At 70.3% G+C, this 15,683-nt stretch carries 11 protein-coding genes; 5 read left to right on the forward strand and 6 right to left on the reverse strand.

Translation table 11 applies throughout. The features are described from left to right. Positions 1–7: 7 nt before the first annotated feature. Entirely contained in the window at positions 8–1,249 is a 1,242-nt protein-coding gene (locus F0U63_RS14250) for a hypothetical protein (RefSeq protein ID WP_395846446.1), read from the reverse strand. Positions 1,250–1,348: 99 nt separating this feature from the next. Then, positions 1,349–2,911 carry a hypothetical protein gene (locus F0U63_RS14255; RefSeq protein ID WP_395846447.1) on the reverse strand — a complete coding sequence of 521 codons (1,563 nt, stop codon included), beginning with the start codon at positions 2,909–2,911 and terminating at the stop codon, positions 1,349–1,351. A 171-nt stretch (positions 2,912–3,082) separates the two neighbouring features. Here F0U63_RS14255 and F0U63_RS14260 point away from each other — a divergent pair, with 171 nt between their 5' ends. After that, on the forward strand, positions 3,083–3,427 hold the full coding sequence (locus tag F0U63_RS14260) for a metallothionein (protein WP_395846448.1): 345 nt from the start codon (positions 3,083–3,085) through the stop codon (positions 3,425–3,427). Positions 3,428–3,464: 37 nt separating this feature from the next. On the opposite strand, the gene F0U63_RS14265 is transcribed toward F0U63_RS14260, so the two are convergent. Further along, positions 3,465–4,046 carry a hypothetical protein gene (locus tag F0U63_RS14265; protein WP_395846449.1) on the reverse strand — a complete coding sequence of 194 codons (582 nt, stop codon included), beginning with the start codon at positions 4,044–4,046 and terminating at the stop codon, positions 3,465–3,467. A gap of 102 nt (positions 4,047–4,148) precedes the next feature. Then, complete coding sequence (nadA, locus tag F0U63_RS14270) at positions 4,149–5,081, reverse strand: quinolinate synthase NadA (RefSeq protein ID WP_395846450.1); 933 nt, start codon at positions 5,079–5,081, stop codon at positions 4,149–4,151. Between the two features lie 378 nt (positions 5,082–5,459). On the opposite strand from nadA, the gene F0U63_RS14275 reads away from it, so the two are divergent. The 4 genes from F0U63_RS14275 (at position 5,460) to F0U63_RS14290 (ending at position 13,082) form a co-directional block, all read left to right on the forward strand. After that, the gene (locus F0U63_RS14275) at positions 5,460–7,880 is read left to right on the forward strand and encodes a PilZ domain-containing protein (protein ID WP_395846451.1); all 2,421 of its coding nucleotides are present in this window, start codon (positions 5,460–5,462) and stop codon (positions 7,878–7,880) included. Beyond that, positions 7,877–8,668 (forward strand): class I SAM-dependent methyltransferase, encoded by a 792-nt coding sequence (locus tag F0U63_RS14280; protein WP_395846452.1) that lies wholly within the window; start codon positions 7,877–7,879, stop codon positions 8,666–8,668. Before F0U63_RS14275 ends, F0U63_RS14280 begins: the two co-directional genes overlap by 4 nt. After that, a complete protein-coding gene (locus tag F0U63_RS14285) occupies positions 8,665–11,589 on the forward strand; it encodes an ATP-binding protein (protein ID WP_395846453.1) in 2,925 nt (974 codons plus the stop codon). The genes F0U63_RS14280 and F0U63_RS14285 overlap by 4 nt, the downstream gene beginning before the upstream one ends. Positions 11,590–11,687: 98 nt before the next feature. Next, the gene (locus F0U63_RS14290; protein WP_395846454.1) at positions 11,688–13,082 is read left to right on the forward strand and encodes a peptide MFS transporter; all 1,395 of its coding nucleotides are present in this window, start codon (positions 11,688–11,690) and stop codon (positions 13,080–13,082) included. A gap of 7 nt (positions 13,083–13,089) precedes the next feature. Here the strand turns inward: F0U63_RS14290 and F0U63_RS14295 are convergent, their stop codons facing one another. Further along, complete coding sequence (locus F0U63_RS14295; RefSeq protein WP_395846455.1) at positions 13,090–14,550, reverse strand: POT family MFS transporter; 1,461 nt, start codon at positions 14,548–14,550, stop codon at positions 13,090–13,092. A gap of 75 nt (positions 14,551–14,625) precedes the next feature. Further along, complete coding sequence (locus tag F0U63_RS14300) at positions 14,626–15,513, reverse strand: hypothetical protein (RefSeq protein ID WP_395846456.1); 888 nt, start codon at positions 15,511–15,513, stop codon at positions 14,626–14,628. Positions 15,514–15,683: the final 170 nt, after the last annotated feature.

The raw sequence follows: 15,683 nt of genomic DNA on the forward strand, positions 1-15,683 counted from the left end.
CTGGCGCTCAGGGGAGGATGATGCCGCCGGGGCTGCGCCGCTCTCCGGGCGGCGTGCCGGGCGGTGAGGGGGGCGCGGATCGAGGGTGCTCGGGGCCCTCTCCCCGCTCCCCTGGAGTGGACTCCATGCGGCGGGCGAGGGTGACGAGCAGGGCCTTCTCGTAGAGGCGCTCGGCGAAACGCGAGGGCGTGTCGGGCGGGCCGTGCGCGAGCCGCCGGGCCTCGGCGCGGGCCAGCCGGGCGGGGCGCTCCTGGCCGAGCCGCTCGAAGTGCAGCCCCATCTCCCACAAGCGGCCCGCGAAGAGCCGGCGCATCCGCGGAGCGGAGAAGAAGGCGCGGGCCTGGACATGCGCGGCCTGGAGGATCTCCGCGTTGCGCTGTGCCGGCGTGAGGGCCAGGGGGCTCGCGCGCAGCTCGGCCACCGTGTGGGCCAGGCGCTCCAGCTCGGGCAGGGGTGGCAGCCAGCCGCGCATCTCCTCCTCGTCGTGGAGCGCGTGGGCCTCGGCCGCGAGCCGCTCGTCCTCGGGCTCGGGGGGTGGAATCTCCAGGGGCTTGTCCAGGGGCCGCACCTCCAGGTGCCGCAGCACGGCGTCGAGTCCCGGGGGAAACGGGGTGCCCGTGCTCACGTTGAGGCCCACGGCCTGGGCCAGCCGCTCGCGCGCCTCGGCCTGGGGCAGCTCCACGGCCGTCTGGGCTCCCGGGGCGGTGGCCTGCTTCACCGCCCGGCGGTAGTCGCCGCGGCTCATGTCATTCACCTGCAGCCGTGTCACGCCGTGCTCGTCCGAGTAGAGGACCTGGATGGCCTCCAGTCCGCCCCCGCGCAGCGGACGGGCGAGCTCGAGCACGCGCTCGCCGGTGCCGTCGATGCTGGTGAGCAGGGCGGGGAAGGACTCGGGCGCGGGCGCGCTGGAGCGGGCGGGCTCGGCGGGGCGCGTGGGCGGGGCGAGCGGCACCCCGCGGGAGCGCAACTGGTAGAGGGCCTTCTTGGCGGCCTTGGCGAGGGGCTTGTGGGCCGAGCCCGCCAGGGCCTCGGCGAGCGCGGGCTGGCCGGCCTGGACCGAGCCCTCGAGCAGGGCGAGCGCGAGCGGCTCCGGAAGGGACTCGACGAGCGCGGGGGGAGCGGAAGCGGGTTCGGCGGCGAACGGGCGGGCGCGCTCGACGGCGTCGGAGGGGAAGCCGGGCAGCGGAGTGCCCGCGCGCAGGGCGTCCAGCAACGCCCGGGGGCTGGCCTGGGGACTCGGAGTGGGCATGGCCTTCACATGTAATGCCCCCCGGCGCGGGGGGTGAGTCCGGGAGGGGCCCGTGCGTGCCCGGGGCGACCACTGGCCCACACTTGTCGGGCGGGGCACTCAGCGGCGGCGCACCAGCCAGCTCTCCCCGGCATGGGCGGCCACGCCCAGCTCGTTCTGGAGGCGGGCGCCGAAGACGCGCGAGGGGGGCGCGCCCCGGACGAGGAAGTGGTCGTACGCGGCGCCCTGCGTGGCGTAGTCGAAGTCCTGGGGCCGCCACTCCGAGGGGAAGGTGGGCGGGGGCGTGCCGCGGTAGCGCAGCGGGGAGTGGGGGGTGAGGGCGAAGCTGAAGTTGGTGCTCCCACCGCGGGCCTGGGCGAGCGTGGCGGCGCCGTGGAGGAAGACGGGGTGGCGCACCACGCGCGAGCTGGCGTCGAAGATGAGGCCCATGACGCGGGCCTTGGGGGCGGTGGACTCCACGAGCACGTCCCACTCGGAGGCCTCGCGGGAGAAGGCGCGAAAGCCCTGGCCGAGCACCAGGGCGAGGGGCAGGGCGCATGCGGCGCTCGCCAGGCGCAGCACGCGCTGGAGCGGGGGCGGGGTGACGGGCAGGCTCGCGAGGGCGAGCAGGACGGCGAGCTGCGCGTAGCGGGTGTTGAGGTAGTAGGTGTAGCCGCGGATGTCGAAGGGCAGCAGGAAGTAGAGGCCGAGCGCGAGCAGGGCGAGCCCGGACATGCGCAGGCGGGCCACGGGGCCCTCGGGGCTGGGGGCGGGGCGCACGAGGCCCGACACCAGGGCGCACGCGGCCACCGCGCCCACTGCGTACAGGGGCCAACGGTCCGAGCCATCGCGGAGGAGGTTGGCGAGCACCTCGAGGAGCTCGGCGCGGTTCTGCGCGAAGCTCTTCCAGGCGAGGTTCTGGGGCGAGAGCATGGGGCCCCAGGCCTTCCAGGGCGCGCCTGTTGCCACCTCCGAGGGCTGGCCCAGCCGCAGCACCACCCAGGACAGGAAGAGCGCCACGCCCGGCACGACGCCCAGCAGCGCGGGCACACGGGGGCGCAGCCGCGCGGACAGGCCGCGGGCGCCCACGTCCTCGGGGACGGGGGTGGTGAGGAGCAACCAGGGCAGGGCCAGCGCGAGGAAGGCGAAGACCTGCACGTGGAAGAGCAGCACGGTGGCGAGGCAGAGCGCGAGCGCGGCGGCCCAGGCGCGGCGCTGGTGCGTCCGGGTGAGGGTGCGCACGAAGAGGCCGCAGCACACGAGGGCGAGCGGAAGGGCGGCCAGGTAGTTGATGAAGCCCCAGCCGAAGTTGTCGCCATAGGCCAGCGGCAGGGCCAGCAGCGCGGGCCAGGTGGGCCGGCCGAGCCCGCGCAGCAGGAAGGCCAGCGACAGGGGCAGTCCCATGACGTACGCGGAGAGGAAGAGCCGGTTGGCCGTGTCCAGGGGCACCAGCCAGTTCAGCAGGCTCACGGCGTGGTAGTAGCCGAGGTAGGGCGTCAGCTCGTGCCGCGCGGCGAAGAGCTGGGGGTAGAGCGTGGTGGGATCCTCCAGCCGGTGCAGGGCGGAGATGAGGTGCAGGTGCTGGGGCAGATCCACCATGGGCAGGTGGGTGGACACCCAGAGGGGCAGCGCCCCCAGCACGAGGGCGGCGGCGGAGACGAGGCGAGCGGTTCGCGCGGACACGGAGGAGCGGGACTGTACGTGGCGCCTCCCCTCGCGGCGAGCACTCCCGCCTGCCTCCCGTGGCCGCGGGGGAGCCGTGCCGTGCCTCCATCGGTTTGGACAGCGGTGGAGCCGCTGGGCTATAGCCGGGAGGGTAGGGGACGCGCGGCTGCCCCAGGAGGTCCACAGGACATGATGCGCATCGCGTTGGTGGTGGTGTGGGGGGGAATGATGTTCGCGGCGGGCGAAGCGGGGGCGTGCGAGGCACACGCCGCCAAGGCTCGGGCCACGGCACCCGTGAGCGAGGACTCACGGCGGGAGGACGCCGCGCCGGACACGGCCGCTGGTAAGAAGGACGGCGTGGGCGAGCCGCATGCCGCGAAGTGTCAATGCAGCAGCGCGGCGGACTGCACCTGCAAGAAGGGCTCGTGCGAGTGCGCCCGGTGCAAGCCCCGCCGCCAGGCGGTCCCCGCGGAGGCCGAGGCGGCCGCGATGCGCGAGGCCCGCCGGGACGCCGGGGCGGGCGTCGGAGTCTAGCTCCGAGCGGGTGCCGTCCCGGCGAGGCGTGCTCCGCTCAGGAGCCGATGTCCTCGGTGGACACGAGCACGGGCCAGCCGCGCGCCATGGCCTCGCGGAAGAAGCTGGCCAGCGCGTAGCGGGCGCTGTTCACCGTGCCGAGGAACGGATCGATGAGCGACTCCTCGCCCACGCTGCGCGCGGGGTTGAGCTCCACCGGGCCGCCGCAGCGCTCGCAGCGGATGGACACGGAGCGCGCCAGCGCGAGGGGCACCGCGTAGCGCGCGCCGCACTCGCCACAGTTCCACACGAGTGCCCGTTCTCCGGCCTCGCGCTTCGCCAGCGACTCCAGCTCGTCCGCCAGCCGCAGCATCGCGGGAAGATCCTGCGGCGGCTGGGCGAACACCGCCGAGGGGCCCTGGCCGGGTCCGGGACTGCCCAGGGTGGGCTGCCGGTCCCCCTGCAGCAGGGAGCGCAGCCGATCCTTGGCTTTCACGTCACGGAACTCGGCGCTCGCCAGCGCCCGCTCCACCGCCTCCTGAAGCGGGGGCAACTCCGGCTCGAGCCGTTCGTCCGAGGGAAGGGATTGAGGATGAGCCACCATCCGGTGGCCAGGGATTGCGACGAATCGAAAACCCATGATGGCTCCAAGTCGCACCATGTCGCCTCCGGTGCAAGGCACGAATACGGCACCTTGACGGATTTGCCTCCCCCTTGACGGACGGCGCGGCGCGTCAATGGCTCACAGTGACCATTCCAGCATCCGCCGCAGGGGCGAGAGCGCGGCGGTCTGTAGCTCCGCGGGCAGTGTCAGCTCCGGCGTCCCATCGCGCATGCACTGGTAGAGCTTCTCCAGCGTGTTGAGCCGCATGTAGGGACATTCATTGCAGGAACAGTCATTGTCCGGGGGCGCGGGGATGAAGAGCTTGTCCGGGGCGCCGCGCTTCATCTGGTGGAGGATGCCGGCCTCGGTCACGACGATGAACTCGCGCTTGGGGCTCTTGAGGACGTAGTCCAGCAGCCCCTTGGTGGAGCCGATGAAGTCGGCGTGCCGCAGCACGGCCTCCTCGCATTCCGGGTGGGCCACCACCTCGGCGTCCGGGTGCTGGACCTTGAGCTGCACCAGGCGCTTCTCGCTGAAGATCTCGTGGACGATGCAGCTGCCCGGCCAGAGCACCATGTCGCGGCCGGTCTGTTTCATGACGTAGCGGCCCAGATGCTGATCCGGCGCGAAGAGGATCTGCCGGTCGCGCGGCACCTGGTTGACGATCTTCACGGCGTTGGAGGACGTACAGATGACGTCGCTCATCGCCTTCACCGCAGCGGAGCTGTTCACGTAGCTCACCACGAAGTGCTCCGGGTGCTTCTCCTTGAAGGCCCGGAAGGCGGCCGGCGGACAGCGGTCCGACAGCGAACAGCCCGCCTTGAGGTCCGGCAGGAGGACCCGACGTGTCGGGTTGAGTATCTTCGCCGTCTCCGCCATGAAGTGCACACCGCAGAAGACGATGACGTCCGCCTGCGTCTTCGCCGCGGCCTGGGCGAGCGCCAGGCTGTCTCCGACGAAGTCGGCCACGTCCTGGATTTCGCTCTCCTGGTAGTAGTGCGCGAGGATGACGGCGTTGTGCCGCCGCTTCAGTTCCTGGATTTCCCGCTCGAGGTCCACGTCGGCGCCCATCTGGTCTCCTGGCCGTTCATTTAACCGGAGCGCTCGCCGCGCACCAGGAACGAGTACCCCCAGTGAAACCGGCGAACGCCCTGATGTCCTCCTGGCGGGGAAGCACCCGGCCGAGCGCCCCGGGGCGGCAGGGGCTGAACCGGCGAGGACACTTGACGCCAACCCTTCCAGGAAACGCTAAGATATTCCCGAACCCGAGCCGAGGCTGGTCAGCCGACGCCCGGGGTGTCCTTCACCCTGCATCCTGACGTTTGGAAGAGGCCTTCGCGTGTCGCGAGCAATTGGGGGACGAGTGGCACGGGGCTGTGAGCCGCGCCTGGAACAGCAACCGACCCGAACCTGGGCTGGTTGAACGGCGTGCGTGCCGCGGAGGGGTCCATGAGTGTCCCAATTCGAGACGTGCTGGTGGTTCACCCCAACGCGGGCAGGCGGGCGGCGCTCGCCTCGGCGCTCCCCTGGCACCGGGTGGTCACGGTGGAGTCGAAGTTGGAAGCGGCCGACCAGATGGCCACCGCGGCCCCCTCGCTCATCATCGCCCCTCCGGATGACGCGCGGTTGTTCCTGCGCCAGGTGGCCCACGCGGCCCCCAATGCCCTGCGCGTCTTCGTCTGCTCCAAGTCGGACCCCGTGGGTCTGGCGGAGTTGATGCGCAGCGCCGCCGAGGGCCACGTCTTCAGCGTCCTGGACGAGGGGCTCTCGGGGCCGGAACTGGGCCGGACGCTCTCGCACCTGCTGCAGCACTACGGCTCGGCCAACCTCGCCCTGCCTTCCGCCTCCTACACCGTGCACTTCCTCATGGATGAGCGGCCCTACGTGGCGCGGTGTCTGCAGATCGGCAACTTCGGCGCGAGCCTGCTGCTGTCCGGCGACCACGTCCCCTCCGCGTTTCCTCCCAACGCGGCGCTCGAGGTGCTGCGCATCGAGCGCGCGGGGCACCTGGTCTTCCAGACGCCCTGGGCGCACGTGCAGCGGGCGCAGCAGGTGCAGGATCCCTTCGGCACCCAGTTACAGCTGGACCTGTCCTGGGCGACGGCCACGTACCCACCGCCCCCCGTGCCGGGCGTCACCATGGAGGAGCCGGCCGAGGTGGCGGCCACGCTGCGCAAGGCCCTGCGGCGCGAGGCCGTCATGTGGTTGCAGCGCGCCAACGACTCCTCGCTCCAGCTCTGCCTGGAGTCGCCCTCCATGAAGGCGGTGGAGGGTGGGGGCGTGCTCGAGGGCCATTCCTCCGGACTGCTGGAGGCGCTGATCGGCGACGAGCTGGATCTCTTCTTCGAGATGGGGGGACAGAGCTACGCGGGGGTGTGCGTGCTGCTGGCGCGCTCGGCGGACGGGGTGATGACGGTGGGCATGCCGCGCTCGCTCGTCATCCGCAACTGGCGCAGCCTGCCGCGCTTCAAGCCCGTGCCCGGCCAGCGCTTCCTGCTCTCCTTCGCGGCCCCCGTCACCGGCCAGCTCACCACCCGCCCCGTGGAGGACCTGAGCGTGGGCGGGCTGTCCTTCTCCTTCGATGCCTCCGACGAGATCATCCCCGCGGGCTCGAGGATCGACGCCACCCTGCTGCTGCCCGATGGCCACTCCGCCGACTGCCAGCTCGAGGTGCGCTCCATCCAGGCCCTGGCCACGGATGGCCGCGAGGGCTCGAGCCTGCGGCCTTTTCGCGCCGGGGCGCGCCTGTCCGGGCTGACCCAGGACGTCCGCGACATCATCCTCCAGGCCTTCGTGGCCGCGCGCTGCCAGTACGTCGCCGAGGGCGCGGACGTCCCCTTCGACAAGCTGTGGCAGCTCATGGAGGAGGCCCGCTACCGCTTCCACCCGGACTACCCCTTCAGCGCCGGGCCCCCGCCCGCCGTGCTCGGAGAGACCCACCACAAGGTGTACTCCACGGGGGACCTGGGCCGCAGCCTCGTCTACTCCAGTGACAAGGGTCTGCAGGGGCAGATCGCCGCGCTGCGCATCCACTCGCGCACCTGGCTCGTGCAGCACCTGGCCGTGCGGCCCGGAGTGCGGCGCAACGAACAGGTCTCCTACGAGCTGAGCAACCTCGCCGTGGAGCTGGGCGAGGTGCAGCAGGACATCGAGTTCGTCCGCTACTCCTGGCGCAAGGACAACCGCTGGCCGAGCCGCCGCATCGGCTGGCTCGCGCGGGCGCTGGAGACCCCGGGCCTGAGCTTCCTGCGCCACTTCGCCTACATGCGCCTGCCGCTCACCCAGGAGCCGCCCACGCTCGGCCGGCCGTTGCCCCGGGTGCGTGAGGGGGTGCGCACCGACTTCGTGTGGATCGAGCTGCACCTGCGCGATCGCGGACAACTGGTACGTGTGCTGAGCGAGGATCTGCTCACGGACGAGGTGGACCTGCGCGCGCTGCGCGAGCGCTACAAGGCGCACGGCCTGCACCGCAACCGCCGCGTCTTCGTCGTGGATGGGGACTTTGGCCCCCTGGCCGTGGCCCTGTGCGAGGAGAGCACTCCGGGACTCAACCTCCTGGAGAAGACCAACGCCTTCTGGCTGCTGGTGCCCCACCGCGACCATCCCCAGGCGCGCGATGCCGTCCTGGCGCTCGTGCAGCGCTGCGTGGAGCATGCCCGCGAGCGCGGCCGGCCCTCCGCCATCGGCCTGGTGGACGAGGAAGACATCGAGACCCTCACCGAGGCGGGTTTCGAGAACCTGGGGCGTTTTTCCGAGTGGATCTTCCACCGGTCCATGATCCGCCGGGTGTGCGAGCTGTGGCGCTCCGTGTTCGAGCGGCTCAGTGGGGCCCCGGCCCCTGACTGGTCGGGAGAGGAGTCCGGCGAGTGAGCTACATCTTGGAGTCCAATGACGAGACGCGTCGGCTGCTCGTCCAGGAGCGCACGGGCAACGCGCGCGAGGCGCTGCTGCTCACGGGGCTGAACGAGGGTGCTCGGGTGCTCGACGCGGGCTGCGGCCCGGGAGGCATCACGGAGCTCATCGCCCAGCTCGTGGGGCCCTCGGGCCAGGTGACCGGCATCGACATGAGCGAGGAGCGGCTGGCGCAGGCGCGGCGGCTCAACCAGCACCACGCGCACCTGCGCTTCCTCCCGGCGGATGTGCGCCGCACGGGCCTGCCGGACCAGGCGTTCGACTACACGTGGAGCCAGTTCGTGCTGCAGCACGTGCCCGAGCGCTGGCAGGCGCTCGGGGAGCTCATCCGGGTGACGCGCCCGGGGGGCAAGGTGGTCATCTCCGAGTTCGATGGCTTCGGCCTGGGCAACTGGCCCTTTCCCGACGACCTGCGCGAGTGGTGCCTGCGCCTCACCGACGCCCTGATGCGCGTGGCCCACATGGACGTCTACGTGGGCCGCAAGGTCTTCCATGAGATGCGCCGCCAGGGGCTCACCCAGGTGCGCGTCCACGTCTTGCCGCAGTTCGTCATCGCCGGTGCGGCCGACTCCTTCCATCGACAGGACTGGGAAACCCGGTTTTCCTCGATGGAACCGCTGGTGGCTCCCCTGCTTGGCGGTCTGGAGGACTACCGGAGGATGAGCCAGCGCTACCTTGAGTTACTGGCGGACCCCGACGCGTTAAAGTACTCGATCCTATTGGTCACAGAGGGAACGAGGCCTTGAGCGAGAGTGAAGTGGTGCGCGGGGACAGGGCTTATCCGGACAATGCTCCGGAGGTGAGCGTACGGACCACGTCCACGTTGTTGCTCTATTTCGAGCGGCGCTATGGCGCGGCCCGGCTCGCCGACGTCTTCCGCCGCCATCCGTTCAGCTTGTCGCTGGACTACCTGCGCACGGCCACCAACTTCATCTCGCTGCCGTTCCTCGAGAAGCTGGCCGACGTGCTGGTGGCGGAGTCGGGTGACGCGCAGTTCATGCGCAAGGCGGGCCTGTTCATGGCCGGCCCCGAGACGCTCGGGTTCGCCTACTACATGGTGCGCGCCTTCGGCTCGCTGGAGATCTGCTTCCGCAAGACGGTGGAGCTCAGCTCGAGCTTCAACCGGGTGGGGCAGTTCGAGATCGAGGAGCTGGCGCGTGAGCGGCTGGTGCTCAGCTACCGCAGCAGCACGCGCGAGCGGCACCGGCACATCTGCGAGCTGCGCATGGGCCAGTTCGCCTCCTTTCCCACCATCTGGGGCCTGCCGCCCGCGGAGGTCACCGAGAGCCAGTGCCACGTGCTGGGCGCGGACGTGTGCCGCTACCACCTGCGCTGGACGGATCCGCTGCCCATGTGGGGCCGCTACATCGGCCTGCTGCTCGGCTCGGTGAGTGGCGTGGGCGCGAGCATCCTCGGGCTGGGGCATCCGGCCTTCTCCGTGACGGCGCTGTCGCTGGCGGGCGTGTCGCTGGGCAGTTGGTTGGATCTGCGGCGCGAGATGCGGCGCAAGGACGAGGCGCTCAACGAGCAGACCCACGGCATGATGGGCTCGCTCGAGGAGCTGCAGCAGCGCTACGACGAGATGTTCCGCATCAACGTCGCGCTCGAGGACCGGGTGGCCGCGCGCACGCGCGAGCTCACCGAGTCCAACGCGCGGCTGGAGGCGGCGCTCGCCAAGCAGAAGGAGCTGGACCGGCTCAAGAGCGAGTTCTTCGACAACGTGAGCCATGAGCTGAGGACGCCCCTCACGCTCATCCTCCTCACGCTCGACTCCCTGCTGCAGCGCGGCCCCGAGGTGTTCGCGCCGCCCGTGCGCCAGCATCTGGAGACGATGAACCGCAGCGCCTCGCGCCTGTTGCGGCTCATCAACAACCTGTTGGATCTGACCAAGCTGGAGGCGGGCAAGACGAAGCTGCGCCACGAGCCGCTGGAGATCGAGAGCTTCCTGTCCTCGCTGCTGGTGCCCTTCGAGGTGCTGGCGGACAAGAAGGGGGTGGCGCTGGAGCTGGAGGGCCACGCGCCCACGCCGGTGCAGGTGGACGTGGCGCGCCTGGAGAGCGTCTTCCAGAACCTCATCTCCAACGCCCTCAAGTTCACCCTGCAGGGCCGGGTGACGGTGCGCCTGCACGAGGACGACACGTGGGTGCACGTGGAGGTCATCGACACGGGCGTGGGCATCGCCGCGCAGGACCTGTCGGTCATCTTCGACCGCTTCGCCCAGGCGGACTCCTCGGGCACGCGGCGCTTTGGCGGCACGGGCATCGGCCTGGCGCTGGTGAAGGAGACGCTGGAGCTGCACAAGGGCGGTATCGACGTGTCGAGCGAGCTGGGCAAGGGGTCCAACTTCCACGTGCGGCTGCGCAAGGGACCGGCGCCGGTGCGCGAGACCGAGCCCGAGCCGCCTCCCGAGCCGGCGCTGCTGCGTCCCCTGGGCCGCTCGTTGGACGCGGCCTCCCTGCTCGAGCCCGAGGGCACTCCCGTGGTGACGGCCGTGGAGGCCCTGCCCGTGCTCCCGCCGGAGGTCGAGGCCGGCCCGGACGCGCCGCGCGTGCTGCTGGTGGAGGACGAGCCGGAGATCCGCGCCTTCCTGCGCCAGGTGCTCAAGCCCTACTACCGGCTGCTGGAGGCGAGCAACGGCGAGGAGGGCCTGAGCCTCGCGCAGAAGGAGCGGCCGGATCTCATCGTCTCGGACGTGATGATGCCGGTGATGTCGGGCCTGCAGATGCTGGCGGCCCTGCGCGCCTCGCCGGAGACGGTGGACACGCCCCTCATCCTGCTCACCGCGCGCCAGGAGGTGGAAGCCAAGGTCGAGGGCCTCACCATGGGCGCCAACGACTACCTGGCCAAGCCCTTCTCGCCCCGGGAGATGCTCGCGCGCATCGAGGCGCAGCTGCGCCTGCGCGACGCGGCGGTGCGCGCGGCGGAGAACGAGCGCCTGGCGGCCACGGGCCTGCTCACCTCGGGCTTCGCCCACGAGGTGCGCAACCCCCTCAACGGCTTGATGAACGCGTTGTTGCCCCTGCGCGAGAGCCTCACCAGCACCACGCCGGACATCGGCATGGCCGTGGGCATGTTGGAGCTCATCGAGGAGTGCGGCCAGCGCATCCGCCACCTCGCCGAGGGGCTCCTGTCCTTCGTGCGCACCGGCACCAAGGCCATGGCGGTGGACCTGGGCGCCTCGCTGGACGCCAGCGTGCAGGCGCTCTCCTGGCGGCTGTCGCCGGACCTGAAGGTGGAGCGCGACTACCAGTGCGCCGAGCCGGTGTGGAGCGATCCGGGCTCGCTCAACCAGGTGTGGGTGAACCTGCTGGACAACGCGGTGCGCGCCGTGGCCAAGGAAGGCGGCTGCGTGCGGGTGGCCACCTCTCGCGACGGCAGTGACGCCGTGGTGTCCATCATCGACAACGGGGTGGGCATCAAGCCGGAGAACCTGGATCGCGTCTTCCAGCCCTTCTTCTCCACCCGCGACGCGGGCGAGGGCACGGGCCTGGGCCTGGCGCTCTGCCAGCGCATCGTCCTGCAGCAGGGCGGGCGCATCCGCATCTTCAGCGAGTACGGCAAGGGCACGCGCGTGGAGGTGCGCCTGCCCCTGGAAGCGGATCCAGATCGGCTCCTGCCGCCGCTGCTCTCCGATGGCCGGGTGCGTCAGCACCACTGGAACACGTAGAGCGGCCTGACGGGGGAGGGTGGTCTGACAGGGGGAAGCGCTTCTGGTAGAAGCAGGGGCCTTTTCCCCCTTTCCCCTACCCGCGAGGACATCCGCGCATGGCACACAGTCCGGCCCCCACCACCGGCCGAGGTCACCCCAAGGGCCTCTACCTGCTGTTCACCACAGAGATGTGGGAGCGCATGAGCTATTACGGCATGCGCGCCCTGCTGGTGCTCTACATGGTGGGCGCCACCAGCAATGGCGGCTTCGGCTGGAAACAGGCCGATGCGCTGCGGATCTACGGCATCTACACGGCCCTGGTCTACGCCACGCCGGTCATCGGCGGCTTCCTCGCGGATCGCTTCCTGGGCCAGCGCCTGTCGGTGACGCTCGGTGGCATCCTGATGATGTTGGGCCAGTTCGTCCTGGCGATGCCCGGCAACAGCGAGGCCCTCTTCTTCTCGGGCCTGGGCCTGCTGGTGGTGGGCAACGGCTTCTTCAAGCCCAACATCTCCACCATGGTGGGCGGCCTGTACGCGCCCGGGGACTCGCGCCGGGATGGCGCCTTCACCATCTTCTACATCGGCATCAACGTGGGGGCGTTCCTGGCCTCGGCGGTGTGCGGCACGCTGGGCGAGAAGTACGGCTGGCCCTGGGGCTTCGGCTCGGCGGGCGTGGGCATGGGGCTGGGTGTCCTCGTCTTCCTGCTGCTGGGCAACCGCTTCCTGGGTGACGTGGGCAAGAGCCCCTCCAAGGTGGTGCGCGAGGAGGGCAAGCCCGCGGCGCCCGCGGCGGCCCTCACCCGCGCCGAGGTGGATCGCATCGTGGTCATTTTCGTGCTCGCGCTCTTCGTCGTCTTCTTCTGGGCGGCGTTCGAGCAGGCCGGCGGCCTGATGAACCTCTACACGGATGCCAAGGTGGACCGGCACCTGTTCGGCTGGGAGGTGCCCACCACCTGGTTCCAGGCCATCAACCCCATCTTCATCATCGGGCTCGGTCCGATCTTCGCCGGGGCGTGGACGAACCTGGGCCGGCGCGGCAAGGATCCCTCCATCCCCGCGAAGATGGCCATGGGCCTGTTGCTGGTCTCCTTCGGCTTCGTCTTCATGCTCGGTGCGTCCAAGCAGAGCGGGCCCGAGGGCAAGGCGGCGATGATCTGGGTGGTGGCGGCCTACTTCTTCCACACCGCGGGCGAGCTGTGCCTGTCTCCGGTGGGGCTCTCCATGGTGACGAAGCTCGCGCCCGCCCGCTTCGCCTCGGCGCTCATGGGGGTGTGGTTCATCGCCAACGCGGTGGCCAACTTCCTGGCGGGGCTCATCGGCGGCTACGCGGAGAAGCTGGGCGAGTTCGAGCTCTTCCTGGCCATCACCGCCTTCACCGCCGTGGCCGGCGTGGTGCTCCTGGGGGTGTCACCCGTGCTCAAGCGGATGATGCACGGCGCGGACGAGATTCGCCCGACCGCGCCGGAGGGCTCGGCGCAGGGGGGCGCGCACTCGGCCCCCGCGGCCTGAGCGGGCGCTACAGCGCCTTCGGGCCATCCGCGAGGGCGGGAGGGGGCTGCGCGCGATCCGGGATGCTGCCCCCCACGTCCTGCTGGTAGTAGTCGCGCACCTGGTAGTGGCGGGCCATGAAGGCCATGGCCCCGGCGGCCAGGAGCGCGAGCCCTCCGTAGAAGAAGAACTGGCCCGCGCCGCTGAAGACGTTGAGCGCGGCGGCGATGGCCACCGCCACGTTGGCGAGCGTGGAGGTGAGCAGCCACAGGCTCTGGACGATGCCCTTCATCTCGCGCGGTGCCTGGGTGTAGGCGAACTCGAGCCCCGTGGTGGACACGAGGATCTCCGCCAGCGTGAGCACCACGTAGGGCAGGAGCTGCCAGGAGATGTTGAGCACCGTGCCCCGGTCCATCACCACCTGGAAGTAGCCCGCGATGGCGTAGGACAACGCCCCCACCGCGAGCCCGAGCGGCATGCGGCGCAAGGGCGTGAGCTCCCAACCCGCCCGCTGGAAGGCGGGGTACACGATGCCCACCAGCAGGGGGATGAGGATCATCACCAGCGCGGGGTTGATGAACTGCATCTGGCTGGGCTGGAAGGTGATGGAGCCCACGTGGGGATCCATGGCGCGCGCCTGGATGACCCAGGTGGACGCCTTCTGGTCGAAGAGCATCCAGAAGAAGGGGATGGTGGGCAGCAGCAGTCCGCTCACGCGCAGCACGGCCTTGGCGCCCTCCACGGCCTCGGCGGGGTGCTCGCGCGTGGCGCCGTCGAGCCAGTGGCCGCCCTGACCCCGGTGGCGCAGCGCCGAGCCGACGACCTTGAGGAAGGAGTGGGGGTTGGGCCCGGTGGGCGGCACCACCACGTAGTGCTTGCGGCCGGCCCAGTAGATGATCGTGGCCAGGAACATCAACACGCCCGGGATGCCGAACGCCACCGCGGGCCCCAGGTGCTTGAGCGTCAGGGGGATGGTCAGCGAGGCGAAGAAGGAGCCGAAGTTGATGGTCCAGTAGAAGATGGCGAAGACCTTCTTCACCAGGTGCTTGTTGTCCGCGGTGAACTGGTCGCCCACCATGGCGCTCACGCACGGTTTGATGCCGCCGCTGCCCAGGGAGATGAGCACCAGACCCGTGTAGAAGCCCGTGGCGTTGTTCTCGAAGATGGCCAGGCACGCGTGGCCCAGGCAGTACACGAGGCTCAACCAGAGGATGACCTTGTACTTGCCGAACCAGCGATCCGCGAGGTAGCCGCCCAGCAGCGGGCAGAAGTACACGCCCGCCATGAACAGGTGCATCAGGCTCTTGGCTTGAGCCGAGCGCGCGCCCTCGTCGGGCACGGCGTTGCGCAGCAGGTAGTCGATGAGGAACACCGTGAGGATGTTCCTCATCCCGTAGAAGCTGAAGCGCTCACAGGCCTCGTTGCCGATGATGTAGGGAATCTGAGGCGGGAATCGGTCCGAGGATGGAGCGCTGGGCGTGCGGGCCATGGGCGGGGAGTGCCTTGCCGGTAGGGGGTCCAACCTCCCTGCCTACTCCACCGCCCACCCCGGCACAACCCGTGCTCAGGGCGCCAACGACAGCCCGACGAAGGGCCCCGCGAACAGGTCGCGGTGGACGATGCCGTCCACCAGTCCCTGATCGCTCAGGTAGGTGGCGCGGTAGCCCGCCCGCAGCTTCAAGAGGCTTCCCAGATCCACCCCCACACCGGCATCCCCGCTGAGCTGCACGTAGGGCAGCGGCGTCCAGTGGGCCGTGGCCTCCAGCTTGAGGGGTCCCGCGACCTTCAGGCGGGCGCTCGTTCCCAGGCCTGGTCCAATCATGGTGATGTCCGGCGCGAACGCCGCGTCCAGGCCTCCGGTCAACCGCCACTTCACCCGGTCATTGTTGACCAGCAGGACGCTCGGCCCGAGGGAGAACAGGGAGATGGAGTCACGCCCCATGCCGCCGTCTTCCGGGGCCAGGTTGAACAGATCGAGCCTCGTGCCGAAGCCGAACCGTTGCCCATCCACCTGAAGCCCCAGCCCCACCGAGTAGCCCTCCCTCACCACGCCCGTGTCCACCCTCAGGTCCAGCGCGGCGGGCGGGGTCGTCACGTCCTGCATGCTCGGTGGCGGAGGCGGGGGACGCAGGCGACGCCACGTCAGGTCATACCCATAGTACCGGCCGTAGCTCGGCACGCCGGCGCCCAGGAAGGGCCACGCCCAGGCGGGGTCGAAGTAGTAGTAGCTGCCCCAGGGATAGCCGTAATATCCGTAATACCCGCGCGGGTAGTAGCCATAGTTGGGCCTTCCACCCCAGTGGTCCCCCCCACCGCCAGGCCGGGAGGGGCTTCCTCCCCCGGGAGAGGACGACGGCGGAGGGGTCGAGCGCTTGCCGAAGCGCGCCTCCGCCTCACCCGAGCCGAGTCCGATGGCCGCCACGGTTAGAACCAGTCCTACTTGTTTCCACATGGTCCCACTCCGAATAACGAGGGGCCCCGTGCCGCGCGGCCCCTCTCTTGACATGAAGATAATAAGCGCGCCGTCGGCACGCTCGGACCGAGCCCTTCTCGGAGAGCGGACAGAAGACCCGCGGGGGGCCCGACGTCTGGCCCCGGAATTTATTCACGGGTTTTTTCGCG

This window comes from Cystobacter fuscus (assembly GCF_044360685.1).
GTDB lineage: Bacteria > Myxococcota > Myxococcia > Myxococcales > Myxococcaceae > Cystobacter > Cystobacter fuscus_C.